Consider the following 15,879-nt stretch of genomic DNA (forward strand, 5'->3'; position numbering starts at 1 on the left):
TTAAAGAATCCTTTTTCCCTACCACTTATCTATCCATATTTCTTCTGATGCACCTTCTTTTTTTCCAAGTACTCCTCATCTGTTCTTACCTTCTTCCACAGTGTTTCGAAGATCGCTGCCGATTCCGCCTTTTCCTGATCGATTTGGCGTTCCTTTACATTCCCATCTTCATCATACTTTCTCCCGCCTTTATAGTTCGTATAGCGGCGGGCCCTTGTGTAACCCATTTGAAGGAATTTCCTAGCCATGTCCATTCCCACAAAATCATCCTGTTTTTTGTATTCAAGATACATTTCATATATTTTTTCCGATGACTCCCTCGCTATCTCGGGTGTCTTGAATCGCCAATGTGGCAGAATCTCCCCTTTGTAGGGCTCCACCAAGAGCACACCTTGTTCCCCTCTCCCCACACGGTACAGTTCCGGTTTCTCACGAAAATCTATCTTTTCAAAATCCAGCGAATAATCAAATCCCATATGCTCTCCTCCTTTTTCTAAAAATGTACCCTAAATAACAAAATAAAAAGCAGTGATATGTGCTATTGCACCTACCTACTGCTTTGTCAAAATAACCGGACCATTCTTTGTTATTGCAATTGTATGCTCATATTGTGCCGAAAGCTTCCCGTCCACTGTCCTTGCCGTCCAGCCGTTATCATCCATTTTACTGTGCCACGTACCTTCATTTACCATCGGTTCAATGGTGATGACCATCCCTTCCTTCAGGCGCAAGCCCCTCCCTGGTGAACCGAAATGCAATACTTGCGGGTCCTCATGGATGGTCCTGCCGATCCCATGACCAGTGAAATCACGGACAACCGAATAGCCCTCCCCCTCCACATAAGTCTGGATGGCATGACCGATATCTCCAAGCCTATTTTCCACTACCGCCTGCTCAATTCCTATACATAAAGCTTTTTTGCTAACATCCATCAGCTTCCTTGCCGACTCGCTCACTTCTCCCACCGCATAAGTCCAGGCTGAGTCAGCCAGCGCTCCATTTAAATTGACCACCATATCAATCGTCACAATATCCCCTTTTTTTAATGGAGACTTTCTCGGAAAGCCATGACAGATTTCATCGTTGATGGAAGCACATGTTACATATTGATAGCCGTTGTAGCCAAACTGTTCCGACTTCGCTCCATTCTTTTTTAAAAAAGTATCCACATAACGGTCGATTTCCATTGTTGTGATTCCCGGCTTAATTAACTGCGCTAGTCGTCTATGGCAGGCAGCCAGGAGTTTCCCTGCCTCCGCCATCCTCTGTATTTCTCTCTCTGATTTTAAAATAATCATATAAACCTCCTCCTAAATGAGGAATATTTTTTCTTACTACCTACTTCCATACTATATTCAAGATTATCCGAAAGGTCTCTTAAACATGAAAGGCCACCCCTCACTCGGGATGGCCTTTTAGGTTGATTAGTTACTCAATTCAAACGTCTCTTCAATCTCTATACTACCCTTTACAGATTGGACCATCGGACAGTTTTTGCTAGCAAGCTCAATAGCGGACTCAATCTTGCTTTCCGCCAGATCCTTTCCTTTGATGGTGTAATGGATATGTATTTTTTCAATACGGTTGGCTTCTTTTTCATTACGGGTGACATCCGCTTTAATCGCGATGTCTTCAATTTCCATGCGTTTTTTCTTGAGGATGCTTTTCAAAACTCCCCCGCTGCAGACTGCGATGGAAGACACCATCAGCTGATATGGGCGGAAACCGTATTGCTCGTCCCCTGCAACATGCAGCTCCCCGTACTCAAGATTGGTTGTGAATCCTACTTCTTTCATTTTAAATTCCATGTGATCCCCATCTCCTTTTTATCTTTAGAATAGCAAATCTCGAAATAGTCCTGCCAGTTTTTTGTTTGCTACGTATTATCCATTCCAAAATAGTCCTGAATTATGTAGAATGAAGGATGGTTAAAATATTAATTTTAGAGGTTGTATCTTATGAATCGTTTCCGGTTTTGGATCCTCGTATCCATTGTAGCAGTTTCCGGCTTCAGCCAAGGAATGCTGCTTCCTTTAATTGCTGTCATTTTTGAAAATAGTGGCATATCCTCCACATTAAATGGGTTAAATGCTACTGCCTTATATATCGGAATATTACTTGCATCCCCATTTATGGAACAGCCGTTGCGAAAGTATGGCTATAGACCTGTCATATTAGTGGGTGGTTTCCTAGTTGTCGTTTCCCTGGCACTGTTCCCTGTGTGGCAGAGCTTCTGGTTTTGGTTTGTTCTCCGCTTATTGATCGGCATCGGAGATCATGCCTTACACTTTGCCACCCAAACGTGGATCACATCGTTTTCGCCCGAAAATGTGCGTGGAAGAAATATCTCGCTTTATGGCGTGTTCTTCGGAATCGGCTTTGCCACTGGTCCGTTGATGACACCGCTTGTGGAGATCAATCAAGCGCTGCCATTCATCGTATCTTCCCTCCTTTGTTTGGTTGGCTGGGTGTTCCTGTTTTTCCTGAAAAATGAACGCCCGGAGCAAGAAATAGGCGTGAATTCCTTTTTCGAAACCATCAAACGTTTCCGAAAAGCTTGGAAGTACGGCTGGATCGCCTTTCTGCCTCCACTTGGATACGGATTTTTGGAAGCATCCTTGAATGGAAGCTTCCCGATCTATGCATTGCGTAACGGAATCGAGGTAGGGAGTGTTTCCATCTTACTTGCTTCCTTTGCTATCGGAGGGATCGTGTTTCAGCTTCCGCTCGGGATATTAAGTGATAAGTTTGGACGGCGGAATATCCTGCTCGTCATTTTGTCCCTTGGCTGCTTAAGTTTCGTGACGGCAAGCTTTTTAGAGGGGAATTTCATTGCGTTGGCGGTATGCATCTTCATCGCAGGAATGCTTGTAGGCTCCACCTTCTCGCTCGGTATCAGTTACATGACAGATCTTATGCCAAAGAATCTGCTTCCGACAGGAAACCTTATGTGCGGCATCGCCTTCAGCATCGGGAGTTTAGGCGGACCATTCTTTGGCGGGTTGTTCATTCAATTCTTTTCCGATATCAGCTTCTTTCACATCATCAGCTTTCTGTTGTTCGTGATCTTCTTGTTGACCTATTCATTTGGGGAGCGCGGGTTGATTGCAGTGAAGGGGTAAAAGACTAAAAAAGGTTCATCACCCAGCATACAATGCCAAGGGATGAACCTTTTTTGTATCATTTACTTGGAAGGGACAAATGCCCGTCTATCCGCATATGTCTTACAAAGAGAGCAACAGTGGACCTTCTTCCTTTTCTCTATATAAGTGAAATAAGTCCTTACTTTCTTTTTACAAAAATAGCACGTTTTCTTAAAAAACAATCTTTTCCCCTCATTTCATGTACCTTAGACACTTCTCGCCTATACCCTACAAATAAAACCATATATATACAATTATACCACTTCCAAAAAACTTTGAAATACATTTTGTGACAATAGACCCATATAATCCCCAAACTTCTCCTCCACTCAACAACAAAAACCTTCATTGCATCAATTCGTTACTGTGTTAAAAGGGGTCTGACCCCTTTTTAGCCCTTTTATAAAAAAACTTTCAAAAAGTTGTTCCATTTCTAAATATTCTGTTATATAATAATATTAATTCGAAACACACTGTACTAATACAAAGGAGGAGAAAGGAACATGAGCAGACAGGAACGTAAAAACATGATTAATTTTATCGAAGTGATGAAGAAAGCGGATCGTGAGTCATTGGCCTTTATGACGGATGCGGACATCGAGCACTTATACAATAATGTGTACGAACAAATGATGATTCATCAAAGCTTATAAGACTGGTCTAAACACATAATAAAAAAACTGCAATCCCCCACGTTAAGCGGAGGATTGCAGTTTTTCTTTTTGCCCTTTAATGGACTTTTGTCTGTTAACTATGATTATTCCTAACACCACCAACATCAGTCCGATCAGGATCGTATAATGCATCACTTCATCCAGGAATACCACTGATAGCATAACACCGAATACAGGGACTAAGAACAAATACATGGAGACCTTCCCGACCTTGTTGTACTTCATCACATTGTTCCATAACACAAAGCCCGCTGCTGACAAAAATGCAAGATAGATCACAAGTCCAATGGTATACAAATTAAATGCAAATGGGAAGAACCCTGCACTTATACCTCCGACAACAATTAACCCAACTGAACCAAAAAGCATCTGGTATGCGGTTAAATAAGAAATATCCATCGTCGCTGCCCGTTCCCGTGCCATGATGTTCCCATAAGCGGAAGCCATCATCGCAAGCAACAACAACAGTTCTCCAATCCCAAACTGGAAATCAGCTCCCGCTTTTTGCAGATTTACCACTAACACTCCAGCAAACCCCAGGGCGATGCCAAGCCATTTACGGATCGACAACGAGTCATCTGCATATAAAAAATGTGCAAAGAGAATCTGGAAAAACGAAGCTGTTCCCGCGATTACCGCTCCCTGCATACCAGTGGAATAACTCAAACCGAAATAGAATAATAAGTACTGTAAAAATGTCTGCATAAACCCAAGCTGCACCAAAGGGATGATGGTCTGCCGCCTTAGTTTTAACGATTGCCTAAACAGGGTAAAAAATACAAAGATCATCAATCCTGCAAGCAGGAATCGATAACCTGCAAACAGAAGTTGTTTATCATATTCGTTTGCACCTATATCTAAAGCAGTATAGCTCAGCTTAATAGCTGGAAATGCACTTCCCCAAAGAAAAGTAGCCAACATCGCCGCAGCAATGATGCCAAGCTTACTTGTAAAAAATCTTTCAGCCGTCATGGCCACTCACCTTCTCTCCAAGCTACATTATACACAGAATATCCACTACCTACATACTGTATAGTCTTGGAAAAGAAATAATAGTGGATATCTTCAAGCATATAATCTATAATAAAAATTAGATAATAATTAATATAATTTATTGATAACTACTCTCAATAACGCAACATCCTCATAAAGTATTGCTGCTATCGTATTGATGGCAGCTTTCGTCATTTAATAAGGGTACTGATGTTGATTATTTTTCTCAATTAGGAGGTTGGAAATATGAAAGAAATGACGACAGATGCTAACAAAGATACATTCATGAAGAAATTCACCACCCACATTGAACTCATTTTTGCCATTATCTCAGGAATTCTCATTCTTATCGGTTGGTTATTACTTCGGATGGACATTAACACAGTAGCCATCCCCATCTTCATTCTTGCCTTTCTGATAGGCGGATACTTTAAAGCAAAGGAAGGCATTCAGGATACGATTGAAGAAAAAGAACTGAATGTGGAAATGCTGATGATCATTGCCGCCATCGGTGCAGCAATCATCGGTTACTGGATGGAAGGCGCCATCCTCATCTTTATTTTCGCATTAAGTGGTGCGCTTGAAACATACACCATGAACAGAAGCCAGAAAGAAATTTCTGCCCTCATGGACATCCAACCTGAAGAAGCATTAAGAATGACAGATGATTCCGAAGAACGAGTCCACATTTCCAAACTTGTGATCGGTGACCGTGTCCTTGTAAAGCCAGGAGAACGAATCCCCACAGATGGCACCATTGTCAGTGGCGAATCTGCCATTGATGAAGCAGCAATCACCGGCGAATCCATCCCTTTGGAGAAAAAAGTGGACGATGGAGTGTATGCAGGAACCATGAATATCAACGGGTCCATTGTGGTGGAAGTAACAAAGCTATCCACCGAAACCCTATTTCAAAAAATTATCAACCTTGTTCAGAACGCACAAAGTGAAAAATCACCGTCTCAACAGTTCCTAGAACGTTTTGAAGGCCCATATGTAAAAATAGTTCTAGGTGTCGTTGCGGTCATGATGGTACTCCCCCACTTCCTTTTGGGATGGAGTTGGAATGAAACATTTTATCGTGCCATGATCCTTCTAGTGGTCGCGTCTCCATGTGCGCTTGTCGCATCTATCATGCCGGCAACGTTATCCGCCATCTCCAATGGTGCGCGGAAAGGTATATTGTTTAAAGGTGGAGTTCACCTTGAGAACTTGAGCCACCTTCAAGCCATTGCTTTTGATAAAACAGGCACGCTCACAAAAGGTAAGCCGGAAGTGACAGATGTTGTCGTACGGGATGGGATGACTCAGGAGGAATTCCTATACATCGTCGGCTCTATTGAAAGCTACTCCAATCATCCATTGGCACAGGCCATTACCGGGTATGCGAAGAAAAACAGTACAAAAGCTTTGCAAAGACCAGAACAATTGGATGACAAAGCAGGATGGGGTGTGAAAGGTCGTCTTCTTGAAAAGGAATATAGTGTCGGAAAAGCTGATTTTGTTGGAGCCGAAAGTGCACATTCTTTCCGGGACGGAGTTGCAGATACCCTGACCAAGTCCGGTAAAACGGTAGTATATGTGAAGGATGAGGAAGGAATTGTCGGCATTCTTGCTTTAAAAGATGTCATCCGCAAAGAAACCGTGAAAGCTATCCAACAATTGCAGGCACTTCAGGTCCAATCCATCATGATCACTGGTGATAGCAAACTCACAGCAGAAGCCATCGCAAAAGAGGCAGCCATCCAGAAGTTCGTGGCGGAATGCCTGCCTGAAACAAAGGTAGAAACCGTCAAAACCCTTAAAGACGAGTACCAGATCGTTGGAATGGTAGGTGATGGAATCAACGATGCTCCCGCTTTGGCTACTGCAAACGTCGGTATTGCGATGGGAGAAGGAACCGATGTGGCATTGGAAACTGCAGATGTCGTACTGATGAAGAACGATCTAGAAAAGATAGCGGAAGCCATCAAGCTTTCCAAGCGCATGAACCGCATCATCAAACAAAATGTCATCTTCTCCATTGTGGTGATCATGCTTCTGATCAGCTCCAACTTCCTTCAAATCATTGACCTGCCTTTTGGTGTCATCGGTCATGAAGGAAGCACGATTCTGGTTATTTTAAATGGGCTGCGGTTATTGAGGTAAGTATGAAATTGGAAAGCTCTTTTCTCAAAGGTTGTTGCTTTTAACAGGTAAAAAGTCGGCAATTGGACTTTTTACTGCATACTTACTCTAGACATGCAAGTAGCATTTAAGTATTGCAGGGAAAAGAGCACGACAGTAATGAATATAACGGTAGGCTTAAAAATACGTAAAAGCAACAAAGTTTACGAAAAAAGCCAATTTAAAAAAGCAGCGGGCGTGCAAGCTCGCTGCTTTTTTGTGAAATCTAGTGGTATCCATTCTGTCCATTCGCACTTCCAGAAGTTTTATTCTTTGGTTTGTGCTTGGAGTTTTGCTTCGTACCGCCATCTTTTTTCGTATGCTTTGTCATGAAAGTTCCCTCCAGATTAGTTAGAGTATCTTTCAAACATAGCTTACCCTTTCCAATCGGAAAGTTGTCTGGGAAAATTTTATCAAACAAAGTTCTTCTTCCATCGCAACAAAATGGCATTAATCTCTCCGCCAATGATAATCATAAGCCCTGAAATATAAAACCATACCAATAACACAATGATCCCCCCAAGGCTTCCATACATCGCTGTATAGTTCCCGAAGTTGCTCACATAGTATGAAAATAATAATGACGCAGACATCCAGCCAACTGTAGCGAACAAGGAGCCGGCAAGAACATCTCTAAGCCGCAAATGTATATTAGGAGCAGCCAAATATAGACAGCTGAATACAAAAAACAATATCACAAAACTGACTCCCCATCTGATCGTATTCCAAATTGTAAGAAACTCATTAGAAAGACCATAGGAGGAGAAAATGAACAATCCTATTTCCCGTCCAAACACAGGCAACAATAATGCCACAATGATCACAAATACCATGGCCAATGTAAGCAAGATAGCCGTCCCTCTGACAATGAAAAAATGTCTGTTTTCATTCACGTCAAAAGCACGGTTGAAAGCCCTGACGATAGCATTGATTCCGTTAGAGGCAAACCAGATGGTCGCAATGATCCCGAAGGAAAGTAAATCGCCACGTTGTTCATTCAAGATCCTGACCACATTGGTCTCAATCAGCTTCATCGTATCACCTGGTGCATATTGCCGGATTACCCCGAGTACATCTTCTTGTGTAATGGGAACATAGGCGATCAAGGTGAGTAAAAAAATAAGAAACGGAAAAAGAGACAATAAGAAAAAATACGCTAACTCTGCTGACATCCCCAATGCTTCATTCCTGTCCAGGCGCTGAAACAGTTGTTTTCCAAAACGTAATATTCCCATTCACTTTCCTCCAGCACTTATCTTTTACTCTATTCTATTGTGAGCACGTCCTGCTTACGACAGGTTTTTACTTTTATGCTCCGCAGAATCCAAATGTTTCGAGATGACTTCTTTTGTTTCATTCACGATTTCCAACACTTGAGGTGTGGTTTCCTTCAACTGATTCACTTTCACCCTTAGATAATCTATATCTTTGGATACATCGTCCATTGTCGTTTTTACCGTTTCAATACGCATTCGTACTGCATCGGCAACTTCCTGTGGATGCTGCACCGCATACTTTAATTTTCCACCAACACACTTCCCATTATGTATGACGGTAGATCTTGTATTTTTATCTAACAAGGCAATCGCACCGCCTACAAGTGCTCCAATCAGCATACCGTCCAATAATCTATTTTTATTCCCCATCTTATCCTCTCTCCTATCCGTTTAATTTTTCTTTTTTTATCGTATCCAGCAGGTTTTGACAACCTACCTGAACCATGTCATACACTTCGTCAAAATTCCCGGTGAAATAAGGGTCAGGCACATCACTTACTTGACTCTCCGGTACAAAGTCAAGCAACCGTCCGATGAAGCCGGTTTTACCATAACCTGCCATCCTTCTCAAATTACCCATGTTATCGGCATCCATCGCAATGATATAGTCAAATCCGCTGAGGTCCTGTTCCTTCACCTGTCGAGCTTCCATTCCCTCATAGCTTATCTTCTTTTCATCCAGTAGGTTTCTTGTTCCTTCATGAGGAGCATGTCCAATATGCCAATCTCCAGTTCCGGCAGAATCCACTTCAATCTTTTCCGTCAATCCCTGTTTCTCCACCTCATGCCGAAATACCGCTTCCGCCATTGGAGATCTGCATATGTTTCCTAAGCATACAAATAACACACGTATCATGATACTTCTCCCTTCCGAGCATCTTATCCTTATTATAAACATATTTCGTCACTTTCACGAATCTTGTAATGGTTTAATACCCGACTTCCCAGAAGAAGATACTGTTTTTCATCAATTCATGATAAAATAAGGAAAAGCTTCTGTATGAAAGGACGGTTCCAATATGAACTTAACAGAAAAATCAACCGAAAATGTAGAATATATGATCGAAGCCATCAAAGGCAAATTAAAGGTATTAAACCTGGGTGCCATCAAACCATCTCACTTTGATGAAGAAATGTACGAAGAACTCAAGGATATTTACGAACTTGTCATGAGAAAGCCTTCCTTCAGCCCAAACGAAATGCAGGCGATTGCTGAAGAGCTTGGAAACTTGCGAAAACAATAACACCACCATTCAAACACCTACTTCGGTAGGTGTTTTAGTTTGTAGACAAACTATAAACTAGTTAGATTATCTGTTGGGAGAGTTGATCTTCGTTGCAGGAGCTTCGCTTTCCGCGGGCAGTCCGGAAGCCTCCTCGGGCTACGCCGAGGCCACTGAAAAACCCAATAACTTATCGTTCAAATGATTTCTAGCTGTTAATTGGAGCAATAGGCGCAGACTCCTGCGGGGGGATAGCGACAATCTTGAGACCCCGCAGGGCGCAGCTCGAGGAGGCTCAAGGTCGCCCCGCGGAAAGCGAAGCCGTTTGCGAAGATTAACAGCGGTGTTAACCAGATTATTAACATTCATTACTTTTTCAGTGGCCTTGGCTACGCCCTGCGGGGTCTACCATGTCCTTTCCTCCCGCAGGAGTCTTCGCTCCTTACACTACGATCAACTAGAGAATTTTATTATTTTAAGCTTTGTCTACACACTGCAAACACCTACTTCGGTAGGTGTTTTTTTCGTACCTATAGTACTCCCACTTCCTGTATGAAGTACTACCCCTACTAGCTTGTGCATATAAGTGTACAGAGGGGGGATAGACATGTTTTTTCTTTATGCTGCAACCATTGGATTTGTCTTATTATTATTTTTATTGATGGGAATTTTTCTTTACAACGTCGCTCAAGGCTTGAACAAAAAAGATGCCATTGAAATCGATCCTCTGCCTTCAGAACCGACAGAAGAAGAAACAAAAGCGATACATTGAAAGTCCAGGAAACGAAGTTCCAGGAACAGAAATCAACAATATTCAACATTACTTTACTTTGAAACAGCCTTTAGAGGGTTGTTTCTTTTTTTATTTCCTTCATTTAAGGTAAAATGAAGCATAGGTAACAAGACGCAAGACTAGGGAGGTTTCGCCATGGATACAATCACCCACACACTATTTGGTATGACCATCTATGGAGCAGTGGATAAACGACAGGATGATAAAAAAACAAAGATAGCGATGTTTGTATCCGCAGTGGGAGCAAGCCAGATACCGGACAGCGACGTCATATCCAGTCTATGGGACACAGAGGGAATGTACCAAATGTGGCACAGGGGAATCACACATTCTTTATTCATGGTGCCGATATGGGCATTGCTGTTCTTCTTGCTCAGCATTTGGTTTTTGAAAAGAAAAGATTGGCGATTTCTATGGGTGCCGCTTATCGCCGTTTTCATACATAACACAGCAGATCTGTTCAATGCATGGGGCACGGGGTATTTAGAACCTTTCTCCCCCATACGGATTACCTTTGGCACGATTCCGATTGTGGATTTTGTCATTTGGACGATAATTGCCATCGCCTTTTTTGCAAGAAAGCTTTGGAACAAAGAAAGACATCTCCTGTACAGATTGGTCTGGATTTTAATCCTGGCACACGTGGCCATTCAGACAAGCCAAGGATATCTGTTATACAAACAATATGAAGATAAATACGAACAGGTTGCCTTATCTGCCAGCTTTCTACCATGGCATTTTACAGTTATCGGAAAAAACGAGCAAACCGTCGAGTTAATTGATGATGCATTGTTCACTTCCCCACAATTGCAATACACTCTCGAGTCCGCTGAGGAAGCCGACCTAAATGAACTGTTTACACAAGTACCAGAAGCTAAAACGCTCTACGAGTGGTCTCCCTTCGTTGTCATCGTGGACGACGACCAAAGACTCGGCATCTACGACCCAAGATTTTATCGAAACGGACAATCATTTTTATTTGAGTATATGGAAAAATAAATGAATTTTTTTATAAAAGTAACTTTCCCAAGTGCATTGGAGTGCATGGCGAGAGACTCCTGCGGCAGTAAGGGACAAGGGGACCCCGCTGGCTTGACGAGGCCATTGAAAAACGTTAAAACTTATCTTTATTATGTTATCTAGCTGTTAATTGAAGCAAAAGGCGTAGACTCCTGCGGGGGAGCAGCGGCAATGTTGAGACCCCGCAACGAAGTGAGGAGGCTCAAGGTCGCCCCGCGGAAAGCGAAGCCGTTTGCGGAAATCAACAGCGGCGTTAACCACAGATTATTAAAATTCATTAATTTTTCAGTGGCCTCGGTACAAGCCGAGGAGGCTCTTGGACCGCTCTCGCGGAAAGCGAGCGTCTGAAGCTGAATTTCACTGGGAGTACACCAAAACTTTTCCTAATTTCTTTTCGTTTTGAGGTATATTATTCTACTAATCTGGGAATAGTATGATTAAATACTAAAAAACAAACGAGGTGCTAGAGGATGATAGTTTCAAAGAGATACTTTTTAACCGACATGGAACGTGAAAGTGTAGAACAAACTTTAACAAACAAAGGCCACCTACGTGAAGAGGTATTAGGCATGGATGATGAAGAAATCATTCATATTTATCAAAAATATCAGGTACAAGAGTTAATTGCGAAATAACATAAAATACCCCAATGAAAAACCGTGACGAATGTCCGGTTTTTTAGTTTGTTTGTATACATACACACAAAAAACGACCTGGCCATCGGCTTCAGGTCGTTTTTATATAATGAAGGGGGGAGTGAATGAACAATGTTATTGAGGGCTTAACCCTTTAATTAAATCCAATCTTGGCTTTACAACATCCACTTTGATTCCTTTTGCTTTATACTTATCTACAATCTTCCTAACATCTAGCCCCTTTTTCGTTTTCTCCACTGTCTTTTGCATGTTTCAATCGCCTCTATTCGTTAGATTTTTGGACTTAGATCACATACATTTCTATATGAATTAGAACATTTGTTTAACAAGTGTCATTTCCGTCTCTTGCAGTTTTCCGTCACGATAGAAGGAAACTTTCATCTTATCCCCGATATTTTTTTGACTGTATAAGAATTTCCTTAATCCTAAGGCATCCTTAATATCCTGGTCATCCAGCTTTACAATGACATCATATTCTTTCAGCCCTGCTTTATCGGCAGGAGACGTGGTCTCTACTCCAGTTACGACGATTCCGTTTTTCACTTCTTCCGGAAGTTTCAGTGTAGATCTCTGCGCTTCGAGTGGCACATCAGACAATGAGGCCAACCCTACTCCCATAAATGGTCGTTGTACTTCCTTGTGTTGCTCCAGATCCTCTATGATTGGCTTTACCGATGAAATTGGAATCGCAAAACCGATTCCTTCCACTCTGGATTGTGCAATTTTCATCGAGTTGATGCCGATGACTTCCCCGCGAAGGTTGACTAGCGCACCTCCACTGTTACCTGGATTTATCGCCGCATCAGTCTGAATGACGTCGGCCTCCCAGTCCGGTTGGCCATTTTGATCTATGTCAACGGGAATGATCCGTTCTTTTCCGCTGATGATGCCTTGAGTGACAGAACCGAAGAATTCCAGTCCGAGAGGATTTCCAATTGCAATAACTGGTTCCCCTAATGTGATGGAATCCGAATCACCGAATGTTGCAACCTGTTTAATGTTTGCATCATCCACCGTCAAAACGGCTAAATCTGTCAACGCATCACTTCCAACCACTTCGGCTTCCACCCTGGTACCATCCACCAGGCTCACTTCCACTTTGGAGGCTCCATCGATTACATGGGCATTGGTTACAATGAATGCTTTGCCATTCTCTTTCTTGTATACCACTCCAGAACCGGTTCCTGCCTCCTGATCCCCTTGTGCACCTCTGGGATCAAAAAGGGAATTTCCGCCTCTCTGTATATTAACTACCCCAACTACAGCTTCGGAAACGTTATCTACTGCACTTGTTATATTTGTTTGTATCTTTTCATATTCTACCTGGTCTGTCTGGACTGCCGAGTTCGTTTCAACACTCAATGGAGGGTCCGCAGCAGCCTCTCCATTTCTGTCCATGTAAAAGCCCCAATCGAGAAGGACCGGTAACATGGCAACCACTCCGAGCGCACCGATGATTCCTCCTGTTATGGAAGCGAATACGAGCTTTCCGAAAGTTTTTTCCTTACGGGTTCTTTTTTGCGTGACATGCTCGTCATAATAACCCATATTTCTTCACCTCATCATGAGAATGTTTTTTTATCTATTTCTATTAAACCCTAGTACGATGAAAGTAATCTTAAAGAAAAATGAGAATACGATGAGAAATACAGGTGTATTTCTAAGCTATGTTTCATTTACCTGATGAACAGCATTCAGGGTCACCGTAATATTGGTCCATTCACCCTCGACGCTATCGGCCACAATGGAACCGTTATAGTTATCCACCATTCTTTTCGCGATGGACAGTCCAAGTCCCTGGCCGCCTTTTTCCCTGCTACGGGCTTTATCCACTCTGTAGAATCGATCGAATATTTTCTGCAAATCTTCTTGTGGAACCCCGATACCGTAATCTTTTATGGAGACTGTGAACTGATTGCCCTCATTATTTGCTGTAACCTCTACCGTCGTGGAGTGACTGGAGTATTTCACTGCATTATCCATCAATATGATGAGAACCTGCTCGAGATGCCTTTCCGCTATGGCAACCTTAACTGGTTCTTTCAAATGATTAGTAAATGTAAAAGTGAAGTCTGGATGGAGCAAGGTGAATTTTTTGATCACATCTTCCACAACATGTACGGGCTCTACCAGGTCTTCCACCACTTCCAGTCGGTCGGATTCCAAGCGGGTCAGTTCCAACAGCTCATACACGAGCATTTTTAACCTCTCCACTTCCTGCTGGGAAGCTTTCAATGATTCCTCCAGCACCTCGGGATCGTTTTTTCCCCATCGGTTCAAAAGCTTCAAGTGTCCTTCCAAAATAGAGATGGGCGTCCTCAGTTCATGGGAGGCATCCTCCACAAATTGCTTTTGCTTTTGGAACGACATTTCCACATCATCCATCATTTCATTAAATACATTGGACAAATCTGCAATTTCATCCTTTTGGTTTTTATCTTGGGGAACACGTTCTTTGAACCCCCGCATCTTGATGCGTTTCATCGTATCGGTTAGTGCCTGGATTGGGGCAAGTAGCTGTTTGGCGATGAGCATCCCTCCAACGCCGCTCAATAGGATGGCCCCCGCGCCGGCAGACCATGTCACAAGGAATATCAAGCCTCGCAAACGTTCATAGTTTTTCAAATCGCGTATAATCTCTATGTACCCAATAAATCCATTTGTTATCACAGGTTCACGATGAATTAAATAATGTTTTCCATTCACCTTCACATGTTCAAGGTTTTCGCTCTCTACAGGGGTAATCAGCAGCTCCCTTGGAAGGTTAGTGGCAACAGCAACGATGAGGGCTCCATCTTTATCGATTACTCTGATCAGTTCATTCGTTTCATTTATCTTTTCAATAAAGCCACTGCTGTTGATGATTTCCGAGCGCCCCACAAAAAAAGGCTGCTCCGAAAAATAGGCCTGAATCTCCTTCATCTTTTCCTGTATATTACGTTCCTCCTGTTCAATCATCCAGGTTCTCATCACATAATATTGAACAGAGTTATAGGCTACAAACAGGACGAATAAAACCAAAGAGGACCATATGGTTATTTTCCACCTGATAGGCAGTTGCTTCATATACCTTTGAAATCGATTCATTTTCTCATCACATAACCCGTCCCGCGCACTGTTTGTATGTAACTTTCCTCATCTGGCTTATCAATCTTATTTCGTAAATAGCGGACATATACATCCACGACATTTGTTTCAGCATAGGAACCCAGCTCCCACACTTTATCCAAAAGAAGTTCCCTTGTCAGTACTCTGTTAATATTCGTCATGAATATAACCAAAAGGTCGAACTCCCTTTTGGTCAGTTCAATTTGTTCCTCGGCTCTTGTCACCGTTCTTGCATCAAGGTCTACCTTCAGCTCTCGGAATGAAAGGATATTGTTCGACGCTTCCTTTTTCCCTTCCATCCGGCGGAATAGCGCGCGAATCCTTGCCAGAAGTTCTTCGATCGCAAATGGCTTGGACATATAATCGTCCGCACCACTATCTAGGCCTGATACTTTATCCATCACACTATCCCTTGCGGTCAGCATGATGATTGGAGTTTCTTTGGCCGCTCGAATTCTACGGCATACTTCCATACCACTAAGGCCTGGGAGCATCAAATCAAGCAGGATAATATCCCACTCTTCTGCTAATGCCAGCTCAAGCCCCTCTCTCCCGTCATAGGCTGTGGACACTTTGAAACCTTCATATTGTAATTCAAGCTCAATAAAGCGGGCTAAATTTTTTTCATCTTCTATTATTAGGACTCTGCACATGATGGCACCTCCACAATAAGCGTGGCTTCTTGGATATATTTTAGACGTATTACCGGATTTTAAGTCTCTCTTTAATACTAACTAATAAATGGTGAGGATGGGATGAGAATTTGATGAGAATTGAAAGTGTAATGTTTATGTAACTTCGTTGTAAAAAAAAAAAAAAAAAAAAA

Annotated in this window: 18 protein-coding genes; 7 read left to right on the forward strand and 11 right to left on the reverse strand. The window is 42.4% G+C overall.

From position 1 onward, the window contains the following. Window positions 1-29: 29 nt before the first annotated feature. From EKQ44_RS17305 to EKQ44_RS17315, 3 genes are all read right to left on the reverse strand, one after another. Window positions 30-476, reverse strand: coding sequence for a DUF4385 domain-containing protein (locus EKQ44_RS17305; RefSeq protein ID WP_237664800.1), 447 nt, complete (start codon window positions 474-476; stop codon window positions 30-32). A gap of 75 nt (window positions 477-551) precedes the next feature. After that, window positions 552-1,298 carry a type I methionyl aminopeptidase gene (gene map / locus EKQ44_RS17310; RefSeq protein WP_237664801.1) on the reverse strand — a complete coding sequence of 249 codons (747 nt, stop codon included), beginning with the start codon at window positions 1,296-1,298 and terminating at the stop codon, window positions 552-554. Between the two features lie 126 nt (window positions 1,299-1,424). Then, window positions 1,425-1,808 (reverse strand): OsmC family protein, encoded by a 384-nt coding sequence (locus EKQ44_RS17315; RefSeq protein ID WP_047971589.1) that lies wholly within the window; start codon window positions 1,806-1,808, stop codon window positions 1,425-1,427. Between the two features lie 150 nt (window positions 1,809-1,958). Here EKQ44_RS17315 and EKQ44_RS17320 point away from each other — a divergent pair, with 150 nt between their 5' ends. After that, a complete protein-coding gene (locus tag EKQ44_RS17320) occupies window positions 1,959-3,122 on the forward strand; it encodes an MFS transporter (protein ID WP_237664802.1) in 1,164 nt (387 codons plus the stop codon). 524 nt (window positions 3,123-3,646) lie between these two features. Next, the gene (locus EKQ44_RS17325) at window positions 3,647-3,796 is read left to right on the forward strand and encodes a BH0509 family protein (RefSeq protein WP_010191652.1); all 150 of its coding nucleotides are present in this window, start codon (window positions 3,647-3,649) and stop codon (window positions 3,794-3,796) included. Window positions 3,797-3,838: 42 nt separating this feature from the next. On the opposite strand, the gene EKQ44_RS17330 is transcribed toward EKQ44_RS17325, so the two are convergent. Then, entirely contained in the window at window positions 3,839-4,789 is a 951-nt protein-coding gene (locus EKQ44_RS17330) for a DMT family transporter (protein ID WP_237664803.1), read from the reverse strand. 267 nt (window positions 4,790-5,056) lie between these two features. Here EKQ44_RS17330 and EKQ44_RS17335 point away from each other — a divergent pair, with 267 nt between their 5' ends. After that, window positions 5,057-6,958: a heavy metal translocating P-type ATPase gene (locus EKQ44_RS17335; RefSeq protein WP_237664804.1), complete on the forward strand. Its 1,902-nt coding sequence runs from the start codon at window positions 5,057-5,059 to the stop codon at window positions 6,956-6,958. Between the two features lie 431 nt (window positions 6,959-7,389). On the opposite strand, the gene EKQ44_RS17340 is transcribed toward EKQ44_RS17335, so the two are convergent. From EKQ44_RS17340 to EKQ44_RS17350, 3 genes are read right to left on the reverse strand one after another with little or no spacing between them, the layout of a single operon-like run. Further along, window positions 7,390-8,211 carry a YihY/virulence factor BrkB family protein gene (locus EKQ44_RS17340; protein ID WP_237664805.1) on the reverse strand — a complete coding sequence of 274 codons (822 nt, stop codon included), beginning with the start codon at window positions 8,209-8,211 and terminating at the stop codon, window positions 7,390-7,392. Between the two features lie 54 nt (window positions 8,212-8,265). Further along, window positions 8,266-8,622 (reverse strand): YtxH domain-containing protein, encoded by a 357-nt coding sequence (locus tag EKQ44_RS17345; RefSeq protein WP_237664806.1) that lies wholly within the window; start codon window positions 8,620-8,622, stop codon window positions 8,266-8,268. A 13-nt stretch (window positions 8,623-8,635) separates the two neighbouring features. Beyond that, entirely contained in the window at window positions 8,636-9,109 is a 474-nt protein-coding gene (locus EKQ44_RS17350; protein WP_237664807.1) for a low molecular weight protein-tyrosine-phosphatase, read from the reverse strand. A 163-nt stretch (window positions 9,110-9,272) separates the two neighbouring features. Here EKQ44_RS17350 and EKQ44_RS17355 point away from each other — a divergent pair, with 163 nt between their 5' ends. The 4 genes from EKQ44_RS17355 to EKQ44_RS17370 all read left to right on the forward strand — a co-directional run bounded on the left by EKQ44_RS17355 (window position 9,273) and on the right by EKQ44_RS17370 (window position 11,924). Continuing rightward, on the forward strand, window positions 9,273-9,497 hold the full coding sequence (locus EKQ44_RS17355) for a DUF1128 domain-containing protein (protein ID WP_010191662.1): 225 nt from the start codon (window positions 9,273-9,275) through the stop codon (window positions 9,495-9,497). A gap of 586 nt (window positions 9,498-10,083) precedes the next feature. Next, window positions 10,084-10,248, forward strand: a complete 165-nt coding sequence (locus tag EKQ44_RS17360; RefSeq protein WP_237664808.1) for a hypothetical protein — start codon at window positions 10,084-10,086, stop codon at window positions 10,246-10,248. Between the two features lie 156 nt (window positions 10,249-10,404). Continuing rightward, a complete protein-coding gene (locus EKQ44_RS17365) occupies window positions 10,405-11,268 on the forward strand; it encodes a metal-dependent hydrolase (RefSeq protein WP_237664809.1) in 864 nt (287 codons plus the stop codon). Window positions 11,269-11,759: 491 nt separating this feature from the next. Further along, a complete protein-coding gene (locus tag EKQ44_RS17370) occupies window positions 11,760-11,924 on the forward strand; it encodes a hypothetical protein (RefSeq protein ID WP_237664810.1) in 165 nt (54 codons plus the stop codon). A gap of 135 nt (window positions 11,925-12,059) precedes the next feature. On the opposite strand, the gene EKQ44_RS21500 is transcribed toward EKQ44_RS17370, so the two are convergent. The 4 genes from EKQ44_RS21500 to EKQ44_RS17385 form a co-directional block, all read right to left on the reverse strand. Beyond that, complete coding sequence (locus EKQ44_RS21500) at window positions 12,060-12,194, reverse strand: hypothetical protein (protein ID WP_269151707.1); 135 nt, start codon at window positions 12,192-12,194, stop codon at window positions 12,060-12,062. Between the two features lie 60 nt (window positions 12,195-12,254). After that, window positions 12,255-13,493, reverse strand: coding sequence for a S1C family serine protease (locus EKQ44_RS17375; protein WP_237664811.1), 1,239 nt, complete (start codon window positions 13,491-13,493; stop codon window positions 12,255-12,257). Between the two features lie 117 nt (window positions 13,494-13,610). After that, window positions 13,611-15,032 carry a sensor histidine kinase gene (locus EKQ44_RS17380; protein ID WP_237664812.1) on the reverse strand — a complete coding sequence of 474 codons (1,422 nt, stop codon included), beginning with the start codon at window positions 15,030-15,032 and terminating at the stop codon, window positions 13,611-13,613. Continuing rightward, the gene (locus EKQ44_RS17385; RefSeq protein ID WP_237664813.1) at window positions 15,029-15,706 is read right to left on the reverse strand and encodes a response regulator transcription factor; all 678 of its coding nucleotides are present in this window, start codon (window positions 15,704-15,706) and stop codon (window positions 15,029-15,031) included. The genes EKQ44_RS17380 and EKQ44_RS17385 overlap by 4 nt, the downstream gene beginning before the upstream one ends. Window positions 15,707-15,879 lie beyond the last annotated feature (173 nt).

The sequence above is a fragment of the Sutcliffiella horikoshii genome, assembly GCF_021991925.1.
GTDB classification, from domain to species: domain Bacteria; phylum Bacillota; class Bacilli; order Bacillales; family Bacillaceae_I; genus Sutcliffiella_A; species Sutcliffiella_A horikoshii_F.